The organism is Paludifilum halophilum (assembly GCF_002245355.1).
Taxonomy (GTDB): domain Bacteria; phylum Bacillota; class Bacilli; order Thermoactinomycetales; family DSM-45169; genus Paludifilum; species Paludifilum halophilum.
Window position 1 is genome coordinate 435,237 of the sequence record NZ_NOWF01000002.1, and the last position, 26,377, is coordinate 461,613.

At 53.3% G+C, this 26,377-nt stretch carries 27 protein-coding genes and 1 riboswitch; of the genes, 4 read left to right on the forward strand and 23 right to left on the reverse strand.

What is annotated here, in order from left to right:
* Positions 1–86 precede the first annotated feature (86 nt).
* From allB to CHM34_RS04975, 10 genes are all read right to left on the reverse strand, one after another.
* A complete protein-coding gene (allB, locus tag CHM34_RS04930) occupies positions 87–1,508 on the reverse strand; it encodes an allantoinase AllB (protein WP_094263459.1) in 1,422 nt (473 codons plus the stop codon).
* A gap of 57 nt (positions 1,509–1,565) precedes the next feature.
* Entirely contained in the window at positions 1,566–2,903 is a 1,338-nt protein-coding gene (locus tag CHM34_RS04935) for a nucleobase:cation symporter-2 family protein (RefSeq protein WP_094263460.1), read from the reverse strand.
* 175 nt (positions 2,904–3,078) lie between these two features.
* Positions 3,079–3,459 carry a Na-translocating system protein MpsC family protein gene (locus CHM34_RS04940; protein ID WP_094263461.1) on the reverse strand — a complete coding sequence of 127 codons (381 nt, stop codon included), beginning with the start codon at positions 3,457–3,459 and terminating at the stop codon, positions 3,079–3,081.
* Between the two features lie 273 nt (positions 3,460–3,732).
* The gene (gcvH, locus tag CHM34_RS04945) at positions 3,733–4,128 is read right to left on the reverse strand and encodes a glycine cleavage system protein GcvH (RefSeq protein WP_094263462.1); all 396 of its coding nucleotides are present in this window, start codon (positions 4,126–4,128) and stop codon (positions 3,733–3,735) included.
* Between the two features lie 94 nt (positions 4,129–4,222).
* Positions 4,223–5,152 carry an L-serine ammonia-lyase, iron-sulfur-dependent, subunit alpha gene (gene sdaAA / locus CHM34_RS04950; protein ID WP_094263463.1) on the reverse strand — a complete coding sequence of 310 codons (930 nt, stop codon included), beginning with the start codon at positions 5,150–5,152 and terminating at the stop codon, positions 4,223–4,225.
* Positions 5,153–5,157: 5 nt separating this feature from the next.
* On the reverse strand, positions 5,158–5,667 hold the full coding sequence (locus CHM34_RS04955; RefSeq protein WP_094263464.1) for a serine dehydratase beta chain: 510 nt from the start codon (positions 5,665–5,667) through the stop codon (positions 5,158–5,160).
* 17 nt (positions 5,668–5,684) lie between these two features.
* The gene (gene glyA, locus CHM34_RS04960) at positions 5,685–6,935 is read right to left on the reverse strand and encodes a serine hydroxymethyltransferase (protein WP_094263465.1); all 1,251 of its coding nucleotides are present in this window, start codon (positions 6,933–6,935) and stop codon (positions 5,685–5,687) included.
* Positions 6,936–7,097: 162 nt separating this feature from the next.
* Positions 7,098–7,201: riboswitch (glycine riboswitch) on the reverse strand.
* 72 nt (positions 7,202–7,273) lie between these two features.
* A complete protein-coding gene (locus tag CHM34_RS04965; protein WP_094263466.1) occupies positions 7,274–7,762 on the reverse strand; it encodes a helical membrane plugin domain-containing protein in 489 nt (162 codons plus the stop codon).
* A gap of 173 nt (positions 7,763–7,935) precedes the next feature.
* Positions 7,936–10,893: a formate dehydrogenase subunit alpha gene (gene fdhF, locus CHM34_RS04970; RefSeq protein WP_094263541.1), complete on the reverse strand. Its 2,958-nt coding sequence runs from the start codon at positions 10,891–10,893 to the stop codon at positions 7,936–7,938.
* Between the two features lie 581 nt (positions 10,894–11,474).
* Positions 11,475–12,332 carry an alpha/beta fold hydrolase gene (locus CHM34_RS04975; protein WP_094263467.1) on the reverse strand — a complete coding sequence of 286 codons (858 nt, stop codon included), beginning with the start codon at positions 12,330–12,332 and terminating at the stop codon, positions 11,475–11,477.
* A 211-nt stretch (positions 12,333–12,543) separates the two neighbouring features.
* Here CHM34_RS04975 and CHM34_RS04980 point away from each other — a divergent pair, with 211 nt between their 5' ends.
* On the forward strand, positions 12,544–12,750 hold the full coding sequence (locus CHM34_RS04980; protein ID WP_094263468.1) for a DUF1657 domain-containing protein: 207 nt from the start codon (positions 12,544–12,546) through the stop codon (positions 12,748–12,750).
* A gap of 79 nt (positions 12,751–12,829) precedes the next feature.
* Here CHM34_RS04980 and CHM34_RS04985 read toward each other — a convergent pair whose 3' ends face one another.
* Genes CHM34_RS04985 through CHM34_RS05010 form a run of 6 tightly spaced genes read right to left on the reverse strand, consistent with a single transcriptional unit; the run spans position 12,830 to position 16,487 of the window.
* Complete coding sequence (locus CHM34_RS04985) at positions 12,830–13,516, reverse strand: DUF421 domain-containing protein (protein WP_094263469.1); 687 nt, start codon at positions 13,514–13,516, stop codon at positions 12,830–12,832.
* Positions 13,517–13,536: 20 nt separating this feature from the next.
* Positions 13,537–13,887 carry a stage V sporulation protein AE gene (gene spoVAE / locus CHM34_RS04990; RefSeq protein ID WP_094263470.1) on the reverse strand — a complete coding sequence of 117 codons (351 nt, stop codon included), beginning with the start codon at positions 13,885–13,887 and terminating at the stop codon, positions 13,537–13,539.
* Complete coding sequence (gene spoVAD / locus CHM34_RS04995; protein WP_094263471.1) at positions 13,884–14,903, reverse strand: stage V sporulation protein AD; 1,020 nt, start codon at positions 14,901–14,903, stop codon at positions 13,884–13,886. The genes spoVAE and spoVAD overlap by 4 nt, the downstream gene beginning before the upstream one ends.
* The gene (gene spoVAC / locus CHM34_RS05000; RefSeq protein WP_094263472.1) at positions 14,904–15,386 is read right to left on the reverse strand and encodes a stage V sporulation protein AC; all 483 of its coding nucleotides are present in this window, start codon (positions 15,384–15,386) and stop codon (positions 14,904–14,906) included.
* An 18-nt stretch (positions 15,387–15,404) separates the two neighbouring features.
* Positions 15,405–16,262 carry a DUF421 domain-containing protein gene (locus CHM34_RS05005; RefSeq protein WP_094263473.1) on the reverse strand — a complete coding sequence of 286 codons (858 nt, stop codon included), beginning with the start codon at positions 16,260–16,262 and terminating at the stop codon, positions 15,405–15,407.
* A gap of 18 nt (positions 16,263–16,280) precedes the next feature.
* A complete protein-coding gene (locus tag CHM34_RS05010) occupies positions 16,281–16,487 on the reverse strand; it encodes a DUF1657 domain-containing protein (protein WP_169713593.1) in 207 nt (68 codons plus the stop codon).
* A gap of 400 nt (positions 16,488–16,887) precedes the next feature.
* On the opposite strand from CHM34_RS05010, the gene CHM34_RS05015 reads away from it, so the two are divergent.
* Positions 16,888–17,313 carry a YhcN/YlaJ family sporulation lipoprotein gene (locus tag CHM34_RS05015; protein ID WP_094263475.1) on the forward strand — a complete coding sequence of 142 codons (426 nt, stop codon included), beginning with the start codon at positions 16,888–16,890 and terminating at the stop codon, positions 17,311–17,313.
* 476 nt (positions 17,314–17,789) lie between these two features.
* Positions 17,790–19,124, forward strand: coding sequence for a tetratricopeptide repeat protein (locus tag CHM34_RS05020; RefSeq protein ID WP_094263476.1), 1,335 nt, complete (start codon positions 17,790–17,792; stop codon positions 19,122–19,124).
* Positions 19,125–19,230: 106 nt separating this feature from the next.
* On the opposite strand, the gene CHM34_RS05025 is transcribed toward CHM34_RS05020, so the two are convergent.
* The 3 genes from CHM34_RS05025 to CHM34_RS05035 all read right to left on the reverse strand — a co-directional run bounded on the left by CHM34_RS05025 (position 19,231) and on the right by CHM34_RS05035 (position 21,676).
* Complete coding sequence (locus CHM34_RS05025; RefSeq protein ID WP_094263477.1) at positions 19,231–19,581, reverse strand: hypothetical protein; 351 nt, start codon at positions 19,579–19,581, stop codon at positions 19,231–19,233.
* Positions 19,582–19,709: 128 nt separating this feature from the next.
* Positions 19,710–20,867, reverse strand: coding sequence for a sulfate adenylyltransferase (gene sat, locus CHM34_RS05030; RefSeq protein ID WP_094263478.1), 1,158 nt, complete (start codon positions 20,865–20,867; stop codon positions 19,710–19,712).
* Entirely contained in the window at positions 20,864–21,676 is an 813-nt protein-coding gene (locus CHM34_RS05035; protein ID WP_094263542.1) for a phosphoadenylyl-sulfate reductase, read from the reverse strand. Before CHM34_RS05035 ends, sat begins: the two co-directional genes overlap by 4 nt.
* A gap of 183 nt (positions 21,677–21,859) precedes the next feature.
* On the opposite strand from CHM34_RS05035, the gene CHM34_RS05040 reads away from it, so the two are divergent.
* On the forward strand, positions 21,860–22,300 hold the full coding sequence (locus CHM34_RS05040) for a YtoQ family protein (RefSeq protein WP_094263479.1): 441 nt from the start codon (positions 21,860–21,862) through the stop codon (positions 22,298–22,300).
* 179 nt (positions 22,301–22,479) lie between these two features.
* On the opposite strand, the gene CHM34_RS05045 is transcribed toward CHM34_RS05040, so the two are convergent.
* The 4 genes from CHM34_RS05045 to rlmD all read right to left on the reverse strand — a co-directional run bounded on the left by CHM34_RS05045 (position 22,480) and on the right by rlmD (position 26,337).
* The gene (locus CHM34_RS05045) at positions 22,480–22,794 is read right to left on the reverse strand and encodes a spore coat protein GerQ (RefSeq protein ID WP_094263480.1); all 315 of its coding nucleotides are present in this window, start codon (positions 22,792–22,794) and stop codon (positions 22,480–22,482) included.
* 12 nt (positions 22,795–22,806) lie between these two features.
* Positions 22,807–23,229 (reverse strand): cell wall hydrolase, encoded by a 423-nt coding sequence (locus CHM34_RS05050; protein WP_094263481.1) that lies wholly within the window; start codon positions 23,227–23,229, stop codon positions 22,807–22,809.
* A gap of 97 nt (positions 23,230–23,326) precedes the next feature.
* Positions 23,327–24,934 (reverse strand): amidohydrolase, encoded by a 1,608-nt coding sequence (locus tag CHM34_RS05055; protein ID WP_240511874.1) that lies wholly within the window; start codon positions 24,932–24,934, stop codon positions 23,327–23,329.
* A 20-nt stretch (positions 24,935–24,954) separates the two neighbouring features.
* A complete protein-coding gene (gene rlmD / locus CHM34_RS05060; protein WP_094263483.1) occupies positions 24,955–26,337 on the reverse strand; it encodes a 23S rRNA (uracil(1939)-C(5))-methyltransferase RlmD in 1,383 nt (460 codons plus the stop codon).
* Between the last annotated feature and the right edge of the window lie 40 nt (positions 26,338–26,377).

Consider the following 26,377-nt stretch of genomic DNA (forward strand, 5'->3'; position numbering starts at 1 on the left):
CCACACTCCGTTTCGTTGTTCTGACGAGCCAAAGGCACTCCGTGTGGAACCCCACCCTCCCGAACAGGAGCTTTTTCACAACGCTTCTAGTAAACGAGCTCTCCCTCGACGCGGTTCAATTGTGCGTTGCTCTGCCGGGTGACAAACTGGCCATAGCCGGAACAACCGACGATGCCGCCGTTGTCCTCGTCATAGACTACTTCTCCCCGTACGATGGTCATGACGGGTTTTCCTTTCAGTTTCATCCCGTGGAAGGGCGTGTATTTGGCCATGGACTGCACTTTCTCCTGATCGACCACATACTCCCGCTCCAGGTCGATCACCGTAAAGTCAGCGTCACTGCCCAGCTCCATCGATCCTTTCTTCGGATAGAGACCGAAGTGAATAGCGGCGTTGCGGCTGGTCACCTCCACAAACCGGGACAGGGAAAGACGACCTTTATTCAATCCTTCACTGACCATGACCGGAACCATCGTCTCGACACCGGGAATGCCGGGGAAGCTGTTCCAGATATCCAGACCCTCTCCCACTTTTTCCGTCGCGATCTCGTAAGGGGCATGATCGGTGCCGACGAAATCGATGGTACCGTCAGCCAGCGCTTGCCAGTGCACTTCATTGTCTTCGGTTCCGCGCAAAGGCGGAGCGATCTTGGCCAGCGTCCCGAATCGGGTCATGTGCTCCTCCGCATTCAGAGTCAAATAATGGGGACAGGCCTCAGCCGTGATCTTAACTCCGCGTCTCTTGGCGTCGCGCACCAGCTCCGCTCCCTCTTTGGTGCTCATGTGGACGATATGCACCCGGGCTCCGGTCTCCTCGGAAAAGGCGATAATCAACTGGATCGCCGTTTTTTCCGCCAGAGCCATCCGCGCTTCCGCCCAAGCCGGAGCATCGGTGCGGCCCATGTTTTTCAGCTTTTCCGTGTAGAAGCTGCAGATGTCGAAGTTTTCGGCGTGAATGCCTACCGGAAGCCCTGTCTCGGCGATTTTGTAGAAGATCTCCAACATCTCGGCGTCGGTCACTTTGGGAAAAGTGGGAACCGATGGGGTCATATACACTTTAAAGGCGGTTACCCCTTCTTCCACCTGCCCCCAAACGTTGTCCAGCTTGCCCTCCCGGACGTCTTCTCCGGTCATGCCGCCCCAGAAAGCGAAATCGATATAAGCTTGATCCTTCAAAGGATTCAACTTCTGATGAAGCTCCCCTTTGCTTCGCACCGAGGGCTTACTGCAACAAGGCATATCCACGTGACAGGTGAGACCCCCGGCCGCCGCCGACCGGCTACCGGTGGTGAAGGTTTCCCGGTGGGTGAATCCGGGATCCATGAAATGAGTGTGGGGATCGATACATCCCGGGACAACCAGTTTTCCGTCGACATCGATCACCCGATCCGCCGCGAATCCGTCAGCGTCGCTGGTCACCCCCGTGATCTTACCGTCACGGACGAGAATATCGGCTTTTACCTGGCGATCTCCTTGCGGAATATTGGCGTTTTTCAATAAAAGGTTCATGAAAAATCCACTCCTTAAGGAAATAAAGATGATTTATTTGAGCACTTTGTAACCCGGTTACAAAGTGGCCTCAACGGATGAATCTTCTTGAAAAGAGACGCGATTCGAACCCCGCCCCTCCGACGGTGAATCCTGCCGGCGGTTGAGCAGCAGGTTCATCGCAAAGGCGGTAAAGCTCCCGACAACGATTCCGTTTTCCACCAGAAGCTTCACTGACTGGGGCACTTGACTGAAAATATCGGGAACCACCGCCGCTCCCAGCCCGACTCCCACGGAACAGGCCACAATCAACAAGTTTTCGTTTCGGTGAAAGTCTACTTTCTCCAACATGCGGATTCCGGAGGAAATGACCATCCCGAACATGGGGATCATCGCCCCGCCGAGGACGGCGGTTGGAATTATCATGGTGAGGGCGGCCACCTTCGGCAAAAAGCCCAATAAAATCAGGATCAGGCCGGAAGCGACGACGACACTGCGCTTAGTGACTTTGCTGAGAGCGACCAGCCCCACGTTCTGCGAAAAACTGGTATGGGGAAAGGAGCTGAAAAATCCGCTGATCACAGCGGCCATCCCCTCGGCCCGCAAGCCTTTTTTCAAACGATCCGGGCGCATTTTTTGGTCACAAACTTCGCCGAGAGCCAAAAAGACACCCATCGATTCGACCATGCTGACCAAGGCCACCAGCGTCATTGTCAAAATGGCGGACAAATGGAATTCGGGGACCCCGAAGTACATCGGCTGAATCAGCCGGACCCAACCGGCATCCATCACCGGTCGGAGGTCGACCATCCCGAGGAAAAAGGCGATAATGGTGCCGATCACCAAGGAGATCAAGACAGAAATCGCTTGAACATACCCTTTGAAAAAGCGATTGATCAGAACCACGGAAAGAATCGTGACCACTGCCAAAAACAAGTTTTCGATGTGGCCGAATGTGGGGGAACCTTCTCCACCGGCGGCATTTTTCATCGCCACCGGGATCAGGGCAACCCCGATAATCACGATCACGGATCCCGTTACAACGGGGGGAAACCACTTCAGGACCTTACTGAAGAATTGAGAGATGATCATCACCGCAACCCCTGACGCAATCACCGCTCCAAAGACGGCTTCGATCCCCTGCATTTTTCCGATGGCGATAATTGGGGGTACCGCTGTATAGGTACAACCTAGGATCACCGGCAATCTGACACCGAAATGGCGGCCCCCCACCACCTGAATCAACGATGCGACACCGGAAGTAACCAAGTCGAAGGCGATCAGGTAGGACACTTCGGCGGCGTTCATATGGAGTGCAGGTCCGACAATAAGCGGGACAATAACAGCGCCGGCATACATCGCCAGTACGTGCTGAAAACCCAGAAACCCGACCTTCCAAGTGTTGAGCTTCTTCATCCGGCTTCCTCCCCAGCTTTTTTGGTATCGTTTCCACTCTCTCACTCCAAACAAAAAGCCGTAGAAATAGAAGATTCACTCTTCTACTTCTACGGCGTTAAGCACTCCGTAAAACAGAGTTTAAACATCCGCACTGTTGGCGGATCGGCCGACCTTTTCGACCGATCCCCGACATCTATTCGATATGTTGTTTTTGCTCAAAGGGATGATCCAGATAAATGACGATACAGGCCGCTTCCGACAGGGGATCATAGTCCTTTAAAATCGTCCGGACCTTCAATCCGAATTTTTCCTCCAGGCGATCCTTCAAGCGGATTTTAAATTCCCTGACCAGAGCCGCATCCACGTTGAAAGTCAGCTCCGAATATTTTTCGCCTAAGACCGTCAAGGCCTGAATTCGCTTTTGTTCCGTAAAGATAATGATCTTATCCCCGAGGATTTCGATCTTTTGCTTTTTGACTCCGATCCGGTACATTTCCTGGGAAATCTGATTGTTCAGCTGAGCCAATTCTTTCTTGAAAACACTTCCTCCGGGAACAACATCGAGGCTTTTCATCTTGAACAGCCTCCCTGCTCTCCATAAATTACGGATGATCAAAGATTCGATTTGTTATTTCTTATTTTATTATTCTAATTTTCATTCGTCAAGGGGTCTTGTTTATTCCCCATTCAGCCCATAACATTTCAGAAAAGCCTCCGGAAGGCCCAAACCGGCGCTTCAACCGGATCTTTTCGGGAATGTCTGCAAAAAGTTCGTCGAGATCGGAAATGCCCAGGAACCGGCACATTTCCGACTAATTCTGTTCAATGGCGGGAAGATACTGGTTGTTCATCCCTCTTCTCCCTCGATGAGTTTCCGGTATTGATCGGCGTTCAAAAGCGCCTCCAATTGCCCCGGATCCTTTAGCTGCACTTCCATCAACCAACCTTCATCAAACGGACTCTCATTGACAATCTCCGGTAAATCTTCCAGCGACTCGTTCACCTGAAGAACGGTTCCGGACACAGGAGAATATAAGTCGGATACCGCTTTGACGGATTCAATACTGCCGACGCTTTCATCGGCTTCGACAGCGGAATCGGATTCCGGCAGTTCTACAAAGACGATCTCTCCCAGCTGTTCCTGGGCAAAGTCGCTGATTCCCACCCGAACCCTGCCATCTTCCACAACCTGTACCCACTCATGATCCTTGCTGTAATAGAAATCGGCGACGATCCGACTCATATTTCGCTCCTCCTTATTTCCTCAAATCCCTTGTTTTCCACAGTCCCGGCGGACGGGATAAAGAGAAGTCGTTTCCGCCTCTGATCCGTCGGGTTCATGTCTCCACTTCCCGGCGATTGGATGAACCGCTGGAGCAGGTTTGTTGTTCCCTGTTGTTAAACAACCGGTCTTTCACGTTTTGCCCCGTCGGAGTGACCGCCAACCCGCCGAGGGCGGTTTCCCGCAGGGTTCGGGGCATGTTTTTGCCGATGTCGTACATGGCGTCAATCACTTCATCGCAGGGGATCCGACTTTCCACACCAGCCATGGCGATATCCGCTGAGGAAAAAGCGATGGCTGTCCCGATCGCGTTGCGCTTGATGCAGGGGACTTCCACCAGACCGGCCACCGGGTCGCAGACCAGCCCCAGCATCGATTTCAAGGAAATAGCGGCGGCATGAACCGCTTGAACCGGTGTTCCTCCCCTCAGTTCCACGATAGCGGCGGCGGCCATGGAAACGGCAGACCCCACTTCCGCCTGACATCCGCCGGCGGCCCCGGAGACAAAGGAGCGGTTAGCGACAATATAGCCGACAGCGCTGGCCGTCATCAGCCCCATTACCAGTTTTTCGAAGCTGTAACCGGCATTGTCGTGAAGGGAAAACAAACATCCGGGAAGAACCCCCGCCGAACCGGCGGTGGGGGTGGCTACAATCACCCCCATCCGGGCGTTGTGTTCCGAAGTGGCGAAGGCCAAACGCATCGCATCGGCGATAAAATCACCGCTCAAAGGACGGCTTTCTTTCCTGTACTGCCCTAAACGGCAGGCATCGCCTCCGGAGATATCACTGGGTGCCGCCGATCGATCGACCGTACCGTGATCAACGGCCTCCTTCATCTTCACCAAACGCTCCTTCATCCTTCCGAGCACTTCTTCCCGGTTTCGGTCGGACTTGTTCACTTCAAACTCCAGCATCACTTCGCCAATGCTCTTTCCCCTCTCTTCGCAACGTTGCAATAACTCTTCCATCGATCGGATTTTCATCGGGATCAACTCCTTGCAGGTGCGGGATTTAACGGCTTCCGACGATTGTTTCGCAGACTCCACGCATCGACGGTACCGTACAACAGATCAACCGTGGAACCGTCGAGCATGAATATCCGGGAAAGCCCGCCGCCCAGGGAAACCCCGCCGACGGTAAAAATCTCTCCCCCCCGTTCAGCCCAAACCAGAACCGTATTGGGGTGATCGTAGAACGGACAGGATTCTTCCAGGCGGAAGCGGATCTTTACTTTCCGCCGATGGGCCTCTTCCAATGCATACCGGATTCGGGTGTCGTCCGCACCCATTCCCAACAGTCCGCCCACGATCGCTTGATCCGTCCCGTGCCCTCGATACGTCTCCGCGAAGGAATCATAAAAGACGATCTCCACCTTTTCCGGCGGTCCGCCCATATAATCATGAGCAAATTTTCCGATGGAAACGACTCCCGCTGTATGGGAGCTGGAGGGTCCAACCATAATCGGGCCGATAATATCGAAACAGCTTTCAAACGCCATGGAGTCCGAGCCTCCTTTTATTTCACCAAAGCATTCCGGTGGAGAGAAAAGCCTCCACACAATTCCCCGATTCTCTGCCTCACCCCTCGTACGACATCGGGGTCACCCTTGCTTTTTAAAACATCGGCGATGGATCGGCCCACGATCTCCATCTCGGCCCGCCGCATCCCCCGCGTCGTTGCGGCGGCGGTTCCGATCCGGATGCCACTGGTGACAAAGGGACTGGCCGGATCATAGGGGATCGTGTTTTTGTTCACCGTGATTCCCGCCTGATCCAGGAACTGTTCCGCTTCTTTCCCTGTCAAGTTCCAAGGGCGAACATCGACGAGCAATAAGTGATTATCCGTTCCCCCGGAGACAAGGAACGCCCCCGCCCGCTTCAGGGTTTCCGCCAGACAGGAAGCGTTTTCAACTACTTGAGAAGCGTACTCCCGGAAGGCGGGGGAAAGAGCCTCTTTGAAGGAAACCGCTTTAGCGGCGATGATGTGCATCAGCGGACCTCCCTGGATCCCGGGGAAAATCGCCTTGTTGCATTTTTTAGCCAGCTCCTCGTCATTAGTGAGGATGATGCCTCCCCTGGGCCCTCTCAGCGTTTTATGTGTCGTACTCGTCACGATGTCCGCGTGGGGAATAGGGGAAGGATGGACATCCGCCGCCACCAGACCGGCGATGTGAGCCATATCCACCAGAAGACGGGCACCCACCCGATCGGCGATCTCTTTAAATCGGGCAAAATCGATGGCCCGGGGATAGGCGCTCGCACCGGCGACGATCAGCTTGGGACGCTCCTTTTGAGCGATCGCTTCCACTTCGTCGTAGTCGATCCGGTGCGTATCCTCCCTGACCCCGTAATCAACCACTTTAAACCATTTCCCGGAAATACTGACGGGGCTCCCATGAGTCAGATGACCGCCGTGGGACAGATTCATGCCCATGATTGTATCCCCCGGTTGCAGGAGCGAAAAATAGACCGCGGTATTCGCCTGGGCGCCGGAGTGAGGCTGAACATTGGCAAACTGTGCGCCAAACAGCTTCTTCACCCGTTCAATGGCCAAGTTTTCCGCCTCGTCGACAAATTGACAGCCCCCGTAATATCGCTTGCCGGGATATCCTTCGGCATACTTGTTGGTCAGCTCCGATCCCATCGCCTCTAGCACATCCCGGCTGACAAAATTTTCTGAAGCAATTAATTCCAGGGTTTGATGTTGCCTCTTCTTCTCCCCTTCGATCGCATCAAACAGTTCGCGGTCATTTTCCATCAAGCTCATAACAACCCCTCCATTCATTTTGCCATCCTCATCGACACAAAAAAGACAGAAGAAAGGTGGTATAACACCGACCTTTCCTCTGTCTTTTTACCTGAGAGTTTAACTCCCCCCGTGAATACGGAAGTGTTCCCCTTGGGTGGCCTGCGGCTCTTTCCAGAGGTGCGTCCCATTGTGGTACGGGTTGCCTGAGAGATTTGTCCCAAGGTTTTTTGGGATTTGCTCCTTCGGCGCCGAATCCTTTGTTCGATCTCTCCCACAACGGTCATTCGCAGTATTCAGTTTAATGTGATAATCATGATAAAGGGTGACGAATCGTATGTCAATATTGATTTTAAAGGTTATACTTTTTTCCCTTCGGACAAACTTTGGCCCAGACCTTGGAGCAATGCCAGCAGGGCGGATAAACCGCGGGCCACTTCCGGATCGCGCAAGGCCCGCAACAAATCCCACACCCCGTTCACCCGGAGACCTTGCTCCGTCTCCATCTTATTCAGCCCGTAATAAACTCCCTCACCAAGCCGGGTGATCATCTGCTCATCCAGACGAGTCAAGATTTGTCCGAAGGCGATCGCACTCTTAATCCCGTCAGTGGCCCCCGGTTGGCGGGCCTGCCGGAGCATCACTTCAAGCAAATTTTCTCCTTGCTCCAATACAGCGTTGGCCATTTCCAACAAACCGTGTCGATGCAGCTGATTCAAAAGTATGACAGCTTCTTTCACACTGCCTTGATGATCCGCCAGAACACACAATAGTTTGTCGATCTGTCGGCGGCGAATCTGCTCTTCATCCGGCTGAATGCTGACCATCTTCCTCGTGGCTTTGGCCATCGTCCCTCCTCCTCTTCAAACGCCGATCGCCAGACACACGCTAGGCCTGTCTGATCATGAACGACAAACTGGGTGCAGAAGCGACCGAGACGAGACTTGTGCTCCCCTGAGTGCAAAGGTCGCTACGCCGGAAATCGGCGCCCAGCTACTTTCGGCGATTGACCGGACACACCTTAGTCCATGTCTTTCTCGCCCTCGGCGGACACGATCGGTGTATAATCGTCACGCGCCCACTTCCGTTCCACGCGGACACCGGGCTGGGGATTGGGTTGCCCGAGGCGGTAGTTGCCCCGCTTGATCGGCGAGGTTCCCTGTACATCCAGCACTTCCATCCGCACAGCGATCTCTTTATACGCCGGTGTGTGGGTATGCTGATCGTGATGACTGCTTGTCAAAAAGTTGACAGCCTCCTCCGCCTTGGAGGTATTCATCGGCATGTACAATTCCTTACCCTTGACATCATCCGTCACAACCACTGAAACGTTGACCGCTCCGTAGGGAGAGACCAGGCGCACCCGGCTCCCGGTCCGAATCCCGCGTTCCTCGGCCAACGATCCGGATACTTCGACATAAGTGTCCGGAACTTTCTCCCGGAGCCCTTTTACGCGATAAGTCAGGTTTCCTTCGTGAAAATGTTCCAGCATCCGGCCGTTGTTCAAATGTAAATCGTATTCTTCCGGCAGTTGAAGCGGCGGTGTCCAGTCGACGGGAACCAAACGGGCCTTGCCGTCATCAAAGGCAAACCGGTCCGCATACAAAAGCGGTGTATCAACGCCGTCATCGGATACCGGCCACTGAAGACTATCGTATCCTTCCAGTCGACTGTAAGTGATCCCGGCCATCAACTCTGTCAGGGAGACCGCTTCAGCCAGGATCTCACCGGGATGTTGATAATTCCAATCCGCTCCCAAGCGATTGGCGAGTCCCATGAGGATTTGCCAATCCGGCTTCGACTCCCCCAACGGTTCCAGTACCTTGTACAACCGCTGAACCCGTCGTTCAGTGTTGGTAAAAGTGCCTTCCTTCTCCAGGCTGGGACAGGCCGGCAAAACCACATCGGCATACTGCGCCGTTTTACTGAAGAAAACATCCTGAACAACGAAAAAGTCCAGCTTTTCAAGCGCTTTGCCGACGTGATTAGCGTTGGAGTCAACCAGGGCGATCTCTTCCCCTTTAAGGTACATCGCCTTCAGCCTGCCTTCATGAATCCTCTCCACCATCTGATGGTTATCCAGCCCCCGACGGTCGGGCAGTTTCACGTTCCAGGCCTGTTCATACTCCGCTCGGACCTTTTCGTCAAAAACGCTCGCATAACCCGGTAACACATCCGGTGCGCAACCGAAATCCCCAGCCCCTTGGACATTGTTGTGTCCCCGCAAGGGATAGACGCCGGTTCCCAGACGACCTACTTGACCCGTGATCAGAGAAAGGTTGCAGATCGCCGTACTTGTATCACTGCCGCCCATGTGCTGGGTGACCCCCATCGCCCACAGCAGACACATCCGGTTCGCATCGCGAATCATTTCCGCCACCCGAATCAGTTGTTCCTTTGAAATGCCCGTCACTTCCTCGGCGTAGTCCAGGGTGTAGCGTTGTAAAGAAGCGCGGTATTCTTCAAAATGACGGACCCGTTCGGCGACAAAGGTTGAATCGTACCATCCCCGGTCAATCAGCACCTTCGTCACGGCCGCGATCCAGACCAGGTCCGTACCCGGCTTCGGCTGCAACCACTGGTCCGCACGCTCAGCCATGTCGTTTTTGCGCAGGTCGGCGACGATCAGCTTCTGATCGTCTCTTTTATGCGCCTGCCGGATCCGGGTCGACAAGACCGGATGAGACTCCGCCGGGTTGGCCCCGATAATGAAGACCAAGTCCGCAGCCGCGATATCCTCGATCGATCCGCTGTCCCCCCCATATCCCATCGTTTGGCGCAGGGCGTATGTCGCCGGGGATTGGCAGTACCGGGAACAGTTGTCGATGTTATTGGTACCCATGACACTCCGGGCGAACTTTTGCATTAAGTAGTTTTCCTCATTGGTACACTTGGACGAAGAGATATAACCGATAGCATCCGGTCCGTACTCGCCGCGGATATCGGAGAGGCGTTCTGCCACGTAGTCGAGAGCCTCCCCCCACTCCACCGGATAGAAGGCATCTCCTTTGCGGATCAGGGGTTTGACCAAACGCTCGGAGCTATTGACAAAATCCCAACCGAACTTCCCCTTCACACACGTGGATATTTGATTGGCAGGGGCCTCCATCTGCGGCTCCACCTTCAGGATCTTGCGGTCCTTCGTCCAGATATCAAAACTGCACCCGACACCGCAATATGTGCACACCGTTTTCGTTTTCCGGACCCGGGATTCGCGCATTTGTGCCTCCAGTTCAGAAACGGCAAAAATGGATCCGTACCCCGGTTCCACTTCCTTGGTTAAATCGATCATGGAATTCAAGGTATCCGGCTGGATGCCGGTCAAGAAACCGGCTTCCCCCAGCATCGGCTTTTCCATCAGCGCGTTGCACGGGCAAACCGTTACACAATGACCGCAGGAAACACAGGACGATTCATTGATGGGCACATCATTGTCCCAGATGACCCGGGGATGATCCCGTTCCCAGTCGATGGACAACACTTCACTAACCTGAAGATTTTGGCAGGCCTCGACACAACGGCCGCATAAGATGCATTGATCGGGATCATAACGATAAAACGGATTCGTATCGTCCTTTTCGTAGGGCTTGGCGGAAAAGGGATACTTTTGTTCCTCCACCCGCATCATCATTGCGGTGTTGTGGATCGTGCAGTTGCCGTTGTTGTTGTCACAAACGGTACAATAAAGTTCGTGATTTTGAAGCAACCGGTCCATGCCCTCTTTGCGGGCCGCCCGCCCGGCCGATGAATGGGTGCGGATATCCATTCCCGGTTTCACCTCGGTCGAGCAAGCCCTAACCAGCCGCCCGTTTACTTCCGCGATACAAGTGTCACAAGTTTCGATGGGGCCGAGAGCGGGATGGTAGCAGACATGAGGAAATTCCTGTACTTCCAGAATCCTCTGCAATACCGTATCGCCCTCTCGGGCCCGAATCCGACCTCCGTTGATCCGGATGTCAAACGCCAAACGTGCGCTCACTCCATCACCTCCGCCAACGTTCTGTATCAGATCCCGTCCTTTCTTTTCGGTCAACCTTTTCTTCCTTTTCGAACCTCGTTATTTAAAGCGTCGGACATCCCCCCTTGACCCAATAAAAAAGCCGTAGAAACGAAAGGAAACCCTTTCATTTCTACGGCGTCTAATACTCCGTTCAACAAAGTTTAAACGTCCGTCAGGAAATCGATGATGGGTGAGTCGATCGAAACATTCGATCCACTCCCGCTCATATGATCCACATGGATCCATTCCGACGCATCCAGTCATGGAACACCGAACGAGACTGTCCGGTGATTCCGATTCTTATCATATATTCTGTCTATTCCTCCGTCAAGGTGGTCAACGGATCAAATTTTCCCTTTCGCAGACAAAAAACCGGGAGAACAATGGGCCTCATATCATAGCCAAAGGCGAAAAATATTAGCCCATCGTTTCCCGGATACTCAAAGTGTGACCGGCAACCGGGGTTTATATTCCCGAGAAAAAGCGGGTTGACCCCGGTACGCGATCAGGCGATCCGATGCACTTAAGGAAATAAGCTTTGCGATCTTTATCGGATCAGGCTACCCTTTGATCCACTCGACTAACGTATCGATCACCTGGGTCGGCCGTTCGGAGTGAAGGAGGCAGTGCCCTTCACCGGGAAGCAAGATCCATTTCTTTTCCTTGGCGGTTAAACGGTCAAAGAAGGAACGGATCGTATCCGGATGGATCAAAGGATCCTTTCTGCCACAGATACAGAGAGTGGGGACCGCGACGCGTTCCGCGTGTTTCATCGCTTCATGGATATTGGCGAGCAATTCCTGCACCCATCGGACAGAGTACGCAGGCGGAGCAGGGTCGTTCAATTTTCGTTCCAGATAATCAGAGACCATGGATTTGATTCTCGGAATTCGATAAACCCTTTTCAACCAACGATAAGGATTCACACTAAACATCGGAACCCTCCGGCTGAAGAAACGAATCACCCGATTGGCGGTATGCGGAATACGAAAGCGCAGTCCCAAGGCGGGAGCGGATAAAACGACTCCGTCCACGTCTCCGAGCCGGGATTGCACATACCGGGTCACGATCAGACCCCCCAGGCTGTGGCCGATCAGGTAAAAGCGAAGGTTTCCCAGCTTTTGTTTAAACAGGCGAACCAGTTGATCCACGTCCTTCAAATATTCATGAAAGCAGGTGACATGGCCGCATTTTCCCTCGGATCGACCAAATCCGCGCAAGTCAAAGGCGACAAAGGCAATTCCGTCCCGGGAGCATCGATTCCCCAGGTGTTCGTATATTTCCAGATGCTCTCCCGCTCCGTGAACCAGCACCACCACGGAGATGGGGTTATCAGGAATCCATGTGCGGTAACGGAGGCGGATTCCATCCCGTGTTCGGATCATATCTTCGTAAATGTCAACCGTAGAGCGCTCCACACCGTATGTCTCCCTCGAAGTTTGTTATTTTAAGTATGTGCAATGGAGCGAAAAACAACGTTTCCCACTGTGGAATTGGATTATTTTCCAATATGGGGGTTGCGAAAGACTCTCCGGGGTTTCGACTCCGCTTTGCACATATTTTTATCGCTGGGTGTGCATGATATCGATTGTCCGACCTTTAATCACCATGCCATAAGGAGGTATAAACATGACTGTCGGCACCAAAATTCAACAAACCGTTGCCAGTGCGGAAAGCGTTGCGTCCAACCTGAAAACCTTCGCATTGGACACCAATAATCAGCAGGCCAAACAGATGTACAACCAGCTGGCACAGAATATGGATTCCGTCGTACAACAGCTGAAAAACCGGGAACAACAAATCATGTCCGAAGAGCCTCAGTACAACCAACAGTAATCTTTTTCAAACGAAACCCCGTACCGGAAGGTACGGGGTTTTTCTATACGGGATCTGTCCGACGGAGGATTCGGTCTTTCTATCGTTTATCCCCGTGCATTTGGCCTCCTCCGTTATCGACATAGATGTCGGGTTCGTGATCCATGGTTGCGGCATACATCACCTGGCGAATATCGTCATATCCTTTCCGCTTCAATTCCTGCTTTAACCAATCGGCGTCTTCCCCAATCAATTCCAGGTTGTGGGTTTGAATCTGGCCGTCGACGACCAGAGACAGGGCTAAGCCCCGGTAGGGAACATCGATTCGCAAATCCTGCGGGGTCGCCGGATACAACTCTTCCTTCGGCAAGACACTGACGGTTCCTGTAGGCTCCAGGATGGCGTATTGGACCTCCCGGACGTCCGGATATCCTTTGGAACGAATGTCCGCCAATAACTCCGACAAGGAAAGTTCACAGCGCCGGAGATTCTCCTTGATGATTTTCCCGTGCTTGACCAAAATCGTCGGTTGACCCAGGATGAATTGTTTGGTCCACTTGTAAAGCGTCAACCGGGCGTAAAGGATGTGGATCACGGCGATCAGAGCGATGGCCAAAAGCGATTGCCCGTAATCGTCCACCAGGATCGGGTTGGTCGCCAAAGCGGCAATGATGACAATCGCCATCAAATCGTGGGGCGTCACCTGGGCCAATGTCGATTTTCCCATAAAGCGAATCGCGATAATCGCTATGGTGAACAGACTGATGACTTTCAGAATGTAAAGCAAGAGTCTTCACCTTACCTGCTTTATCCCTTGGGTTTAAATAAGATCGCCGCCAAAAAACCGAACACGATCGCCGCAGATATACCGGCGCTGGTCACTTCGAAAATTCCCGTGATCACACCGACCAACCCGTTCTTTTCCGCTTCCGCCATAGCACCGTGAACCAAGGAGTTGCCGAAACTGGTAATCGGAACAGTAGCCCCCGCTCCGGCAAAATCGATTAACGGCTCATACAAGCCCAAGCCGTCCAAAACAGCTCCGGCGACAACCAACATACTCGTCGTGTGCGCCGGGGTGAGCCTGAGTCCGTCCAGCATGAGTTGGCCGATCACACAAATCAGCCCGCCCACAACAAAAGACCAGAAAAAGATCATGATCCGCCGTTTCCTCCTTCTGACTCCAGGGTTACCGCATGGGCAATACAGGGAATGCTTTCTTTCTGCTGATAGCTGAGGGGAGAAAGCAAGGCCCCCGTCGCCACGATCAACACTTTGCACAGCTCCCCTTTTCGCATCCGGTTAAGGATGTGCCCGTAAGTAACACAGGCAGAAGAGGCGCAACCGCTGGCTCCGGCCTGCACCGGCTGATCCTTGCGGTAAATCATCAATCCGCAGTCTCCAAAGCGGTCTTCAGGCAATTGCAAACCATGTTTAGCCAGCAGGTCGGATGCGATCGGGTGACCGACCCGTCCCAAATCCCCGGTGAGAATCAAATCGTATTCAGTCGTGGACAGGTCCAAATCGCGAAAATGGGCTTCAATCGTATCCACCGCCGCAGGTGCCATCGCCGCCCCCATATTGAAAGGATCCTGTATTCCCATATCGACCACCCGGCCAACAGTGGCTCTGGTGACACGAACGCCGTCTCCATTCGGCTGAAGAACCGCGGCTCCGGCTCCGGTAACCGACCATTGGGAGGTCGGCGGCTTTTGCGCCCCGTATTCGGTCGGATAGCGAAACTGCTTCTCCACCGAAGCGTTATGACTGGATGTCCCGACCAGCACGCGCTCCGCATAACCGCCGTCCACCAGCAACGCCCCCAACGCCAGTCCTTCCATCGATGTGGAACAAGCGCCGAACAATCCCAGATAGGGGACAGCCAAAGTGCGCGCCGTAAAACTGCTGGAAATCACTTGGTCCATCAGATCACCGGCCAAAAAAAACTGAATATCTTCTTTTCGCATTCCCGCCTTGTCGATCGCCCGCTCGCAAGCCTGCTCCAACAATTTCTTTTCGGCTTTTTCATAACTGTCCTGACCCAGCCACAGGTCCTGATGCAGTAAATCAAAATCATCGGCCAGGGGGCCCTGGGCTTCGAAGGGTCCCCCCACCGCCGATGAAGCGGCGATGAAGGGCGGGTTTGCAAAAGTCCAGGTTCGTCCTTGAATCACCTAAAATCCTCCCATAAATTGCATGATAACCACCTTTATAATCGCGATGACAAAGGCGGAAAACACACCGAAAACAATTACGGAGCCCGCCAGTTTAAACATATTGCCCCCGACTCCGAGTACAAATCCTTCTGTTCGGTGTTCGATCGCGGCAGAGGCGACGGAATTGGCAAAACCCGTTACCGGGACGAGTGTACCGGCGCCGGCCCATTGGGCGAAATGGTCGTAAATCCCCAACCCCGTAAACAGCGCCGATAAAAAGATCAGCGTAGCGACCGTGGGATCCCCCGCCGTCTTTTCCGTAAAGTCGAAGTATGTCATATAAAACATGGATATCAGCTGACCCAGAAGGCAAATTGATCCTCCGATCAAAAAGGCCAAAATGCAGTTTCTAACGATCGGACGCTTTGGCTCCCGTTTGTTGGCGAAGTTCTGGTACTCCTGTTGAGTGGGAGTCAGCTTTTTTTTCTTTTTATCGGACATGTTCAGGCACCTCCGGATTTATTTCAAGAGCGGTCGTAGATCCACCGTGATCGACGCCAGCTCTTTGGCACAATGCTGGTACATGTTCTTAGCTTTGGGATCTTGCGTATCCAGAGAAAACGTTTCCATATCCGCCTTGGCTTTTTCCAGACTGGTCAACAACAATTGTCGCGTCGTCGGTTGCGGTGTCTGAATGGCATCATCAAACAAATCCAGGTACAATTCGCCCATGGCGTCCACTTGAGCGACAAAGACATTCTCCGGCGAAACCCCGATCTTATCCAATTCCGTGTGCAGCCAACCCCGGTTTAACCCCAGGGTCGCCAAGGGTTCGTCCATAATGTTCCCATCTAAGATGACCGTCTGTGTCCCGGTTTGGGGTGTGGTTTCCACTCCCAAATGCTGAGGGGTGATCGGTTGTCGGTTCGCTTTCAACAAGGCGTTGACCTCACCGTCGGATTCCATCACAGCAAACTCTACATCCGCCACGTTAAATACTTGTTGATGCCTCAGCTTCTGCAACAAATCCTCGGGTGTGTAACGCATTTTTTTCAACTGCTCTTCCATGATTTTGCCGTGCTTGATAACGACTGCTTCCCGCCCGTGAACCAGGTTCCGCACCCATTGACTCTTCAAGGCGAGAAAGCTGATCCCGATCCCCGTCAACACCCATGCAAAAAGGACAATCAGCCCATTTATCACATTGGAGACGATATTCAGTGATACAGCGGCGGCAATCACCCCCAAGCCGACGGCAAAAGCGACATCAAAATAGGTCATCCGTGCGGCGATTTTCCGTCCGAGCAACCGCGTTACCAGAATGAGTAACACGATGAAACCGACGGAACGCAATATAAGCTGAAGCCACTCCGGCACAGGTCTCACCTTCTTTCTTTAAAAACCTTTGTATTGAGGTTCTTCCAACTCCAACGTTTGAAGCCGTTGTCTCAACAGCTCCAAAACCTCCTCCAACCGCTGAGCATTGCGGCGAAACGTTTGACGGGCTCCTTCTTCCTGGGAGATTTGCCCGTACATCTCCATCGTCGCCTTGGCTCCTTCCAAACTGGCCAAGGTTTGCTTGACATTGGAAGCAATCGTCATACTGTCATCTCCTCCCGGCATGTAAATTTTGGCACCGATAGGCTCTTTTTATACATCCAAAATGGGAACAATAAATCCGCACAACGGAAAACGTTGATGATCCAGTAAACAGCGGTTAAAAAGGAGTCGTATTTTGACACAGCGACATTTGCATCCTATTCAGAGGAGAATCCAAAGGGCGGCGTTTAAGGGGTAAGCTTCTCCCTTGTAACGCTTTCTTAAAAAAGCTTTGCCTCTCCCCGACCGAAAGATTCGGAGCGAACAGACTTTACTTCCTCGTGTATGGCATGAGCGCGATCGGAAAGCCACCCGGGAGACTGGTGCCCCTTGGATGCAACCTACACTCCCTGCCCATCTATGGTTCATCAATACACCTGGCCGGATAAGGAGGAAATTCCAAATGAATCGTTTCTGGATTGCGGGATTGACGATTTTGGCTCTGCTTTTCGCCGGATGTACCCCGACGGCGCAGGAGAAATCGGGATCGCCTTCGGCCGCCGGTCAACCGGTCACCGTTCGACCGTATCAAGCACAGATCGCTAAAAAACTGGCTGAAAAGGACCCCAGGGTGGAGGAGGCGACCGCCGTCAGTATCAACAGCGAATTGTCCGTCGGACTGAAAGTGAGCAACTTTGACCGGTTCTTTCTGAAAAGCACTCGGAAACGGGTTCACGGAAAATTGAAGCATCATTTTCCCGGAGAAGAGATTCACGTGACCACCGACAACAAGCTTTTTGGTGAACTGCAAAAAATCGCCGGATTCCCTGCCGATAAGCAAGAAGTGTATCAAAAACTGCAAAAGATCAACGAAGACATGAAAGGATAAAGCAGGACCGGGCTGTTGATGATCCTAAATAGGGTGAGTGGGGAATATCCGCGGGAAAGTCATCTTTCCAACCGGTTGTGAATATACTGCAAAAGACGGTGGACTGGTCTTCGGCACGCACCGGTTCATGGTCGAGGTTTTCAGGGGATTATCCTTTAAAATCCCCTGGCTAATTTACCCCTTCAGGCAACTTTGTTCTGTCTATCTGGAAGGATGGTCACGGGGACGGTCAAGGCCGGTTTTCCCCTTCGCTCCGCATCGGCAGATGAAGCACTGTGAAAACCGGTCCCTCCCTCTTCGGAAAATACGATTGACTTTTTCAGCAGGGGCAGAGAGAAACCAGACGGTTTCTCTTTTTTTTAGTCTGCTTGCGGTGGAAAAGCCCACGGATAAAATTACAAAACTTTTCAATCTTCCCAGGCGAAGTTCTCTGATGTAGTATAGGAGAGAAACAACTACTAAGGGGAGAGCGGAACATGGACCCTTTGGAAATCAATGAAATGGGAGAGCTGATTCGAAAAAAGCGCAAAGAGCGCAAACTTCGTTTGGAAGACCTTGCCGACGATCATATCTCGCCGGCTACGATCAGTAATATCGAACGGGGTGTCCCTCATGTCAACCCGGAAAAGATCCGCTATTTGATGAGCAAGCTGGAGATGGACGTAGACAGGCTTCCGGATTTGATGGTCAATGAACAAAAGCAATTGCAAAAATTGCGTTTCCAACTGAGCGCCATCGAAACGATGCAGGAAATGGGCCACAGCCGGGAAGCTGTCCGGCGAATGGATGAATTGGACTTGGAGGACAACCATCCCTTCGCCCCGGTCACTTATTTTATCAAAGGGAAACATTACCTTTACTCGGGAAGATATCGCCGGGCGGAGCGCGCTTTTTTCAACGCCATCCGCTTGGCCAACCTGACCCCCTACGGAAAAAAATCCAATATCGAAGCGGCCGGTTTCAACGAACTGGGTCGAGTCGGCTTGGCCCGGAACGATCTGACCCAAGCGCTTCATTATGTAGAAAGCGGCCTGGATTCCTTTGTCGAAGACGGCGAACAGACCGAAATCCGTTACACCCTGGCCCATTCCAAAGCCTCCTATCTGGAAAAACTGGGCCGCATCGGTGAAGCGATGCGGGTCGTGGAGGAACTTTGGGAAGAAATCCCCCGGATCCGCCAGATGGACACCATCCTGGATCTGTACCGGATGCGGACGGATCTCCTTCGCCGAACCGGGATGGTGGACGAAGCGATCAAGTGCGGCAAGGAGGGACTGGAGATCGCCCGCTTTAATCACCTCCCCCAGCGGACATTCGATCTGTGGACTTCCCTGGGCGGTGTCTACCTTTTGAAAAAGGATTGGGAAGAAGCGGAGCTCTCTTTTAATATCGCTCTTAAACTGAAAGGTAAAATCGGTGACGAAAGCGCCTTCGTCCACACCTATACCCGGCTCGGCACCCTGTATATGAATCAGGAAAAATGGGAGCAAGGAGAAAAAATGCTGGCTGAAGCCGTTCGACTGGGAAAACGGCTGGGCAACCACCAGTTGCTGTTGGAAGCCCTGCTGGCATCCGGGAAATTGTACAAACAAAAAGAGGAAAATTCTAATGCCATCTCTTACTTCCAACAAGCTTTGGATATGGCGTCCAAGTACGGCTTGAAGAAAAAGCAGTACACGGCCTTGTTTCAATTGGCCCAATGCTGGGAAGGACGCGACTCCCAGGAATTTGAGCATTGCATGAAACAACTCTTCGTCGTTCAGAAAGAACTGAAAGACGGTGAACTGGACGACCTGGAGGCCATCGTATAACGGCACACGAAAACCCCGGCAAAAACCGGGGTTTTTTCGCCTAGGTGGTCCGGAAAACCTCAATTGTCGTCACGCAACGATTCATCTGATGAGTCCATCTTAAAAATCAATCCGTCTCCGAGTCCCGTTCCTTGTCATGCGATGTTCGCAGTTCCGCCACCCTGCGAGGGAGCATTTTTTCATAGGCCATCAGGCTGCCGTCTACAGAGGCCAGAAACAGCTCCTTCTCCGAGGGGGCGATTCGGGAAAGAGTCTCCGACTCTTCCACTACTTCTTTCAACGTTTTTGCAAACTCTTCCAGTAGGCACTGAGCCCGTTTGAGTTCTCCCTGACATGACCGGTCCAGCGCTGTATCCAGCAGAAGGCGGGAAAGATCCGCTCCCTCCCGTTCCGCCAACTGGTGCAGTAAACGGTGAGTTTGTGAATCCAGAACGATTTCTACAGTTTCTTCCGCCACCATCGTTCCTCCTCTACTCGGTTCATGGCATTCTCGTCCAATCCGAGTATAGCACACCCCATTCGATAGCAGTGACGCATCCGACAGCAAAAAACCGGAGGTACCCGACCCCCGGTATGTAGCATCATCTACTTCTTGTCTTTCAACCCGTCGATCAGGACCTGAACCACTTCCGGCCTGGAGAACTCCCGGGGAGGCATCTCTCCATGCTTGAGCATCCAGCGGACTTTCGTCCCCGAAAGAACCACATGATCATCCGACGGGTGGGGACAGGTTTTATAAGAAGCCATTCCCTCACAACGGCGGCAGTAAAAACTATGTTCGAAAAAGAGGGGAGTAAGACCCAGCTCTTCCCTTGTAAAAGAGCGGAAGATTTCCTGGGAATCGTAAGTCCCGTAATAGTCTCCGACCCCGGCGTGGTCTCTGCCGACGATAAAATGAGTACAGCCGTAGTTTTTACGGGCCAAAGCATGAACAACCGCTTCCCTCGGTCCGGCGTAACGCATCGATGCCGGGAAAACACCGAGAAAAACCCGCTGTTTTGGATAATAGGCTTTTAAAATCGCTTCGTAGCTCTTCAGACGGACATCGGCGGGGATATCATCCGTCTTCGTGTCTCCAACCAAGGGGTTGAGGAAAAGGCCATCCACCGTTTCCAGAGCGGATTTCTGGATATATTCATGAGCCCGGTGAACGGGATTCCGGGTCTGAAAACCCACCACTCGTTTCCATCCCTTCTCCGCAAACCGTCTCCGGGTCTCTGCAGGTTCGTACAGATAAGGCGTAAATATCCCGTGGTCGGGCCGGTTGATCAGCAAGATCCGCCCTCCCGCCCGAAGGGAGGAGTTCTGATAGAGGAGAGCCACTCCCGGATGTTTCTCTTCCTCGGTCCGATACACTTCCCGGGCTTCTCTGCGCAAATCGGCGCGAAACAAACTTTCTACCTTCATCACAGCATACAACACGCCGTCCGTTCCCTTCAGTGCGATCCATTCTCCTTCCCGAACACCGCTTTCTTCGGGAACGAAAAGGGAAATAGGAAGGCTCCAAACGCTCCCGTCGGCCAAGCGCATCTCATCCCGCACGCGGAGATAATCCTCTTCCGACATAAAGCCGGTCAGGGGTGAAAAAACTCCTGTCGCCAGGCATTCCAAGTCGGACAAAACCCTCCGCCCTACTGTGATGGAACGGAGCTCACCCGCCCGTGCCAGCCACTCGGCCCTTTCCTCAGGGGTCGCTCTTCGGTCGACCAACCCCTCATGGTGAGATCCAACTTCCGTTCTCATTGGATTCCCTCCTGATCGCTGTTCTTCCTTTCGCCAGGATGACGGACGGTTGAACGCTTCCTCCCCTGCGAAGATCGGTTATGGAGCCCGCACTCCGTTTTAGCCGTTCCCGCCCACCGGCCGGAGCGAGGATCTTCGCCGGGCATCACCTTCCGGGTGCAAGGCATACAGCCGATACTGGGATACATTCGATCGTGCATGGGATTATAAGGAATCCCATGAGCGTGAATCAAATCCCATACCTGTGACTCTTTCCAGAAAGCCAGTGGGTTGAGTTTCACCATTTTCAGGTTATCATCCCACTCGACAACCTCCGTGTTCACCCGGGTGGGGGATTGTTCCCGTCTGATACCGGTACACCATGCGGAATATCCCGACAAAAACCGCTTGAGGGGTTCCACTTTTCGCAACATACAGCAGGTGTTGGGATCCCTTTCCCACAGTTTCTCTCCCCACCGGTTCGCTTGTTCCTCGATGGAATAACGGGGCGAAACCCGAATAAAGGAGATTCCGTATTTTTCTGCGAGCCGGTCCCGGGTCTGATAGGTTTCAGGAAAAAGGAGATCCGTATCCAAATAGAAAATATCCGTTTCTGGCCGAATGTCCATCAGCAAGTGAACGAGAGCCACATCTTCATACCCGAAGCTGCAGGCCAAGGCCAGAGAACTCCCGAACTGTTCCGTTCCCCATCGAAGAATCTCTGACGGCGAAGCATCCTTTAATTCTTTCGCCACTTTGGCCAGCTCTTCCCGGGATCTGTACGCAACCGTCTCCGGTTCCTTTTTTTCGCATTCAGTACGATTCCGCATCGAATCCCCCCTCCCTTTCTTTCCATATTCGAAAAGCTGCGCATCGGTCACTACAAACCGGAAAAATTTTTTTGTGGATCGACTGAAAAGGCGGGAAGCCAATGAATGTTGGGATTTTCCTCCGCCGTTTTGTTACAATAACAGCGAATCGGATATAAAACCTATCGAAAAAGGAGCATGGATATGGAACTGGTCGTTTATCTGGCGGGGCAGATTCATGATGATTGGCGCGAACAACTGCGCAAAAAGGCGGAGGAAAGAAATCTTCCCATTACCTTTAAAGGACCCCAGGAAAACCACGAGCGCTCCGACGACATCGGGGAACGGATTAAGGGCCGGCAGCCAAACCAGGAATTCCGGGATCAGGCCGCCTCTGAGATGAACAATCTGCGCACCCGGGTCTGGATGGAGAAGGCAGACGTGGTTATCGCCCTTTTCGGAGAGAAATACCGGCAGTGGAACACAGCGATGGACGCCGCGGTCGCCGTTCAATCCGGCAAACCCTTGATCCTGGTCCGTCCGGAAGGGTTAATCCACCCGCTGAAAGAATTGGCTCAGCGGGCCCAGGTTGTTGTCGAAACCCCGGAGCAGGCTCTGGACGCCCTGGCATACGTACTGGAGTAGAAAAAGGAAAGCGAAAAAGACGGTCGTACTCCGCAGGGAACGGCCGTCTTTTTTAGGGCGTGTTTTCTGCGGCGGAATAGAAAATAACCGGCCCCCGATCCCGGAAACCGGTTATCTTACTGAAGAATGTCGGAATCATCCTTCTTCCCTTCCACACCGGGCGGATCAACCCCTTTCCATCAACCCTCTCGGACCAAAGAAGCGGGCTGATCTTCAAAAACATAGAAATCCACATTGATGTTCATAAAGATATGGTCTTTTCCGGTTCGCCGATCCCGAATCAGGACAAAGTCCCGACCCACTTCCCGCAACACACCGGTGATCACTTTAGCATTCCACTGTTCGTTGTTTTCAAAGGTTAAGTAAATGGTGATCAACTTTCCGATGTTTCGCTGAAGCAAATCCTCCGTGAAAACCCGCATCCTGCGCTGCTGAGACACCTGTGAATCCAAACCCCAGGACGCCGTGGTGAAATAAGGCTGGTTCCAATACACGCCTTTCCCTCCTCAATAAACATTGGGACATTCGCCAGCGGGTGCAAGAAAGAAGCAGTGGCTTTTATACCGTCCGCTGAGGGCCTGCCCGAACCACTCCGGGGGGCAGTTTCCGTCAGGGGCGAAAAACCAAAGAGCGAACCGGGCCGGATCAAATCGGGCGCCGTTAATCACCTGTCGGGCCAGACGGATTTCCCGTTCCCGCGCTCTCTGATAAAAGTACGATCTCTGCACCGCCTCAAACCCGCCCGGAGCCTGGAAGATCATTTCCTTCAACGTCCGTATATCCTCAAAATCCAAACATCGGGCGATGACCCGGTTTACCCCCACGTTCCCCACCAACAGCATCCCCATCTCGCCGTCTTCTTCCGCCTCCGCCCGCATCAGCCTCGCCAACAATTTGGTCTGTTTGCTGTTTGTCCTCACAACCGCCATCAGATCACCTCACAGGGTAAACGTATTCGCCGCATGACAAAAAAAGAACCGGTCAAAGCCGGTTCATACTGATAAGGATGATCCAAAAGCAACGGGGTTAACGGCGGTACGCGATTCGACCGTTAGTCACTGTCATCACTGCTTCGGCACGGAGCAGCTCCTCGGGATGAATCCGCAATAAATCCCGATCGAATACCGACAGATCCGCTCTCTTACCCACCTTCAGCGTCCCCCGTTCTTCTTCCTCCGAAGCCGTACAGGCGCTGCCGAAGGTATAGAGGAGGAGCGCCTGCTCCGGAGTCAGTTTCTGCTGTGGTAAATACGCCTCCCGGGAGGGGTGATGCGGAGAAGTTCGGGTGACCGCGGCATGAATCCCCAGCAAGGGATCGATCGGTTCGATCGGAGCATCACTGCCTGCTCCGCAAGGAATCCCCGCCTCCAACAGCGTCTTCCATGCATAAGCATACTCCAGGCGCTCCGGACCCAACCGCCGGATCACCCAGGGAAAATCACTGGCGACAAAACGGGGCTGAATATCCACCACCGCCTGTAAGCGGGTTAAGCGATCCACCAGATCCCGGCGCAAAACCTGTCCGTGGATGAGCCGGTCACGAAACCGTCCCGTCGCCAAATCTTGCACCGGAAACGCCTCCATCGCCCGGATGGCCGTCTCTGCGGCTTGATCCCCGATAGCGTGTACGGCGATCGGCATCCCCAAATCCCGGGCTTTACGTGTCCATTCCTGCAATGCCTCCGGAGAATGGATTTCCATCCCCCGCGTCCCGGGATCATCCGCATAAGGCTCGGATAACAGAGCCGTTCTTCCGCCGATGGATCCGTCGGCAAAAAGTTTCATCGCCCCGATCCGAACCCACTCGTCCCCGTCACCCGCTGAGATTTCCACCTCTCTCAGTTCCTCTCCATAGTGGTGATCAATCAGGTGGTGTGTGCGAAGATAATATTCTTCCCGAATCAAATCCCGGTAAATGTTTAAAACTGCCCGCAGGCTTCCAGCTTCCCGCAAATCTTCGGTATGAACACCGGTCAACCCTTTGGAGATGGCATCTTTCATCCCCGCACGCGCCCATTCCTTCCGCTTTTCGTATGAGGGTTCCGGCATCGCGTCCAAAAAGAGTTTCGAGGCATTTTCATAGATTAAACCCGTCAAATGTCCACTTTCGTCCCGCCCCAAAGAACCGCCGGGAGGGTCAGGCAGATCCCGGGAAATCCCCGCCTCCTGAAACGCCGCTGTATTGACGGCCTGTACATGATAGCAGGTACGGGTCAACAAGACCGGATGACGGGGAGCGACGGCGTCCAGCTCCTCCAGCGTCGGCGGCAGAGGCTGATCAAATCGGTTTTCGTCCCAATTGAGCCCCCGGATCCACTCCCCGGGAGGTGTTTGGGAGGCCTTCTCCGCGATCGCGCGCAAGAGTTCTTTCTTGGAATCCACTTGGGAGAAATCCAACATGGACCGTTTCATCCCATAACCGATCAGGTGCAGATGATTATCCACCAAGCCGGGATAAGCGAATCCCCCATCCAGATCGACTCGTCGGACGTCCGGCCCTCCAAACTGGAGACGAATCTCTTGTGTCGAACCCACTCCCCGAATCCAACCATTCTCTACATAGATCGCCTCAGCCCGAGGTTGACTCGGTTCCAGTGTTGTAAAGCGACCGTTGAAAAAAATCGTTTTTTCCACCCCTCCGCCCTCCTTTTCCTTCAATTCGATCCCGAACCGGTCCATTCCAACAGGGTGCAGGACTCGACATGGGAAGTCTGGGGGAACATGTCCACCGGCACCACCCGCTTGATGGAGTATCCCCCTCGGATCAGTTGATCGCAATCCTTCGCCAGCGTGGAGGGATTACAGGAGACGTATACGAAGCGGGAAACTTTCACCCGAGTCAATGTTTCGATCAATGGCCGGCCCAGGCCGGTTCGCGGAGGATCGGCCACCACCACGTCAGGTTCCGTCCCCCGGTCAACCCAGGCAGAAAGCAAATCCTCCGCCGCTCCCAGGTAGTACTCAGCATGTTTCACTCCGTTTTGCCGGGCATTATATTCGGCATCCCGGATGGCTTCGGGAACCGTATCCATTCCCACAATTTTCGATGCCCCTTCCGCCAACCAGACACCGATCGTTCCCGCCCCGCAATAGGCATCGACCAGTAGCTCCGATCCGGTCAGGTTCGCCGCTTTTTTCACCTCGTCGTAAAGTTTCTCCGTTTGCACTGGGTTGAGCTGGAAAAAAGCCGGAGCGGATAGATGATAGATTCGATCCCCCAGTCTCTCTGTCACTTTTTCCTTTCCCCACAATACCCGGCTGTTCTCCCCAAAGACGACAGAAGTACGATGGGGATTGACATTCAGAATAATTCCTTTCAGTTGCGGAAGGCGACGGATCAGCGCTTCCACCAGTGCCTTCTCCCGGGGAAGGCGGCTGTCCCGGCTAACCACAACCAACTGCGCTTCTCCGGTGTCAAAGGCGTAGCGGGCGACAAGATGACGCACGCCTCCCCGATGACTCCGCTCATCGTAGATGGGAATCGAAAGCTCCTCCAACACTTGACGGGCGGCTTTCAAAACCGCGTTAGTTTCCGGGTGTTGAACTTCACAATCATGGTAGTCAATCAAGCGGTGGGATCCGGCGGAATACATTCCCATTCTCACCTTACCGCTCTTCCAACGAACCGGCAACTGGGCCTTGTTCCGGTAACCTCGGGGACGATCCATCCCCACAGTCTCTTCGATCGGCAGAGAATCCAACGATGTATACCGGGAAAAAGCCTCCTCTACCAGCTCTCGCTTCAGCCTCAGCTGCATCGGGTAATCGATATGCTGCAACCGGCACCCGCCGCACTCACGGTAGACGGGACAAGTCGGCCGAACCCGGTGGGAGGAGCGCTTTTTCAACCGAAGCATCTTCCCTTTGGCAAATCGCTTTTTAACCTCCGTCACCCGGGCGGACACGTATTCCCCGGGAACGGCCCCATCTACAAAAACCACCTGCTTTTTATAAAAACCGATCCCCTCGCCGTTGATTCCGATCCGGCGAATCGGCAGATCGATCACTTCCCCCTTTTTTAAATGGACAGCACTCATAAAAGCCCCTCTTTCCAGCCCCCTCCTTCCGGAAGGCGGT

What these genes read in the sequence shown, in the direction of transcription:
- CHM34_RS04965 (WP_094263466.1), bottom strand. Translation starts at nt 7,762, where the DNA reads ATGGCCAAAGCCACGAGGAAGATGGTCAGCATTCAGCCGGATGAAGAG.
- glyA (WP_094263465.1), bottom strand. Translation starts at nt 6,935, where the DNA reads ATGAGCTTGATGGAAAATGACCGCGAACTGTTTGATGCGATCGAAGGG.
- CHM34_RS04980 (WP_094263468.1), top strand. Translation starts at nt 12,544, where the DNA reads ATGACTGTCGGCACCAAAATTCAACAAACCGTTGCCAGTGCGGAAAGC.
- sat (WP_094263478.1), bottom strand. Translation starts at nt 20,867, where the DNA reads ATGAGAACGGAAGTTGGATCTCACCATGAGGGGTTGGTCGACCGAAGA.
- CHM34_RS04935 (WP_094263460.1), bottom strand. Translation starts at nt 2,903, where the DNA reads ATGAAGAAGCTCAACACTTGGAAGGTCGGGTTTCTGGGTTTTCAGCAC.
- CHM34_RS05015 (WP_094263475.1), top strand. Translation starts at nt 16,888, where the DNA reads ATGAATCGTTTCTGGATTGCGGGATTGACGATTTTGGCTCTGCTTTTC.
- CHM34_RS04955 (WP_094263464.1), bottom strand. Translation starts at nt 5,667, where the DNA reads ATGGCGTTTGAAAGCTGTTTCGATATTATCGGCCCGATTATGGTTGGA.
- CHM34_RS05040 (WP_094263479.1), top strand. Translation starts at nt 21,860, where the DNA reads ATGGAACTGGTCGTTTATCTGGCGGGGCAGATTCATGATGATTGGCGC.
- CHM34_RS05010 (WP_169713593.1), bottom strand. Translation starts at nt 16,487, where the DNA reads ATGACGATTGCTTCCAATGTCAAGCAAACCTTGGCCAGTTTGGAAGGA.
- rlmD (WP_094263483.1), bottom strand. Translation starts at nt 26,337, where the DNA reads ATGAGTGCTGTCCATTTAAAAAAGGGGGAAGTGATCGATCTGCCGATT.
- spoVAE (WP_094263470.1), bottom strand. Translation starts at nt 13,887, where the DNA reads ATGATCTTTTTCTGGTCTTTTGTTGTGGGCGGGCTGATTTGTGTGATC.
- CHM34_RS05020 (WP_094263476.1), top strand. Translation starts at nt 17,790, where the DNA reads ATGGACCCTTTGGAAATCAATGAAATGGGAGAGCTGATTCGAAAAAAG.
- allB (WP_094263459.1), bottom strand. Translation starts at nt 1,508, where the DNA reads ATGAACCTTTTATTGAAAAACGCCAATATTCCGCAAGGAGATCGCCAG.
- spoVAC (WP_094263472.1), bottom strand. Translation starts at nt 15,386, where the DNA reads ATGTCCGATAAAAAGAAAAAAAAGCTGACTCCCACTCAACAGGAGTAC.
- sdaAA (WP_094263463.1), bottom strand. Translation starts at nt 5,152, where the DNA reads ATGAAAATCCGATCGATGGAAGAGTTATTGCAACGTTGCGAAGAGAGG.
- CHM34_RS04940 (WP_094263461.1), bottom strand. Translation starts at nt 3,459, where the DNA reads ATGAAAAGCCTCGATGTTGTTCCCGGAGGAAGTGTTTTCAAGAAAGAA.
- CHM34_RS05050 (WP_094263481.1), bottom strand. Translation starts at nt 23,229, where the DNA reads ATGGCGGTTGTGAGGACAAACAGCAAACAGACCAAATTGTTGGCGAGG.
- gcvH (WP_094263462.1), bottom strand. Translation starts at nt 4,128, where the DNA reads ATGAGTCGGATCGTCGCCGATTTCTATTACAGCAAGGATCATGAGTGG.
- CHM34_RS05035 (WP_094263542.1), bottom strand. Translation starts at nt 21,676, where the DNA reads ATGCGGAATCGTACTGAATGCGAAAAAAAGGAACCGGAGACGGTTGCG.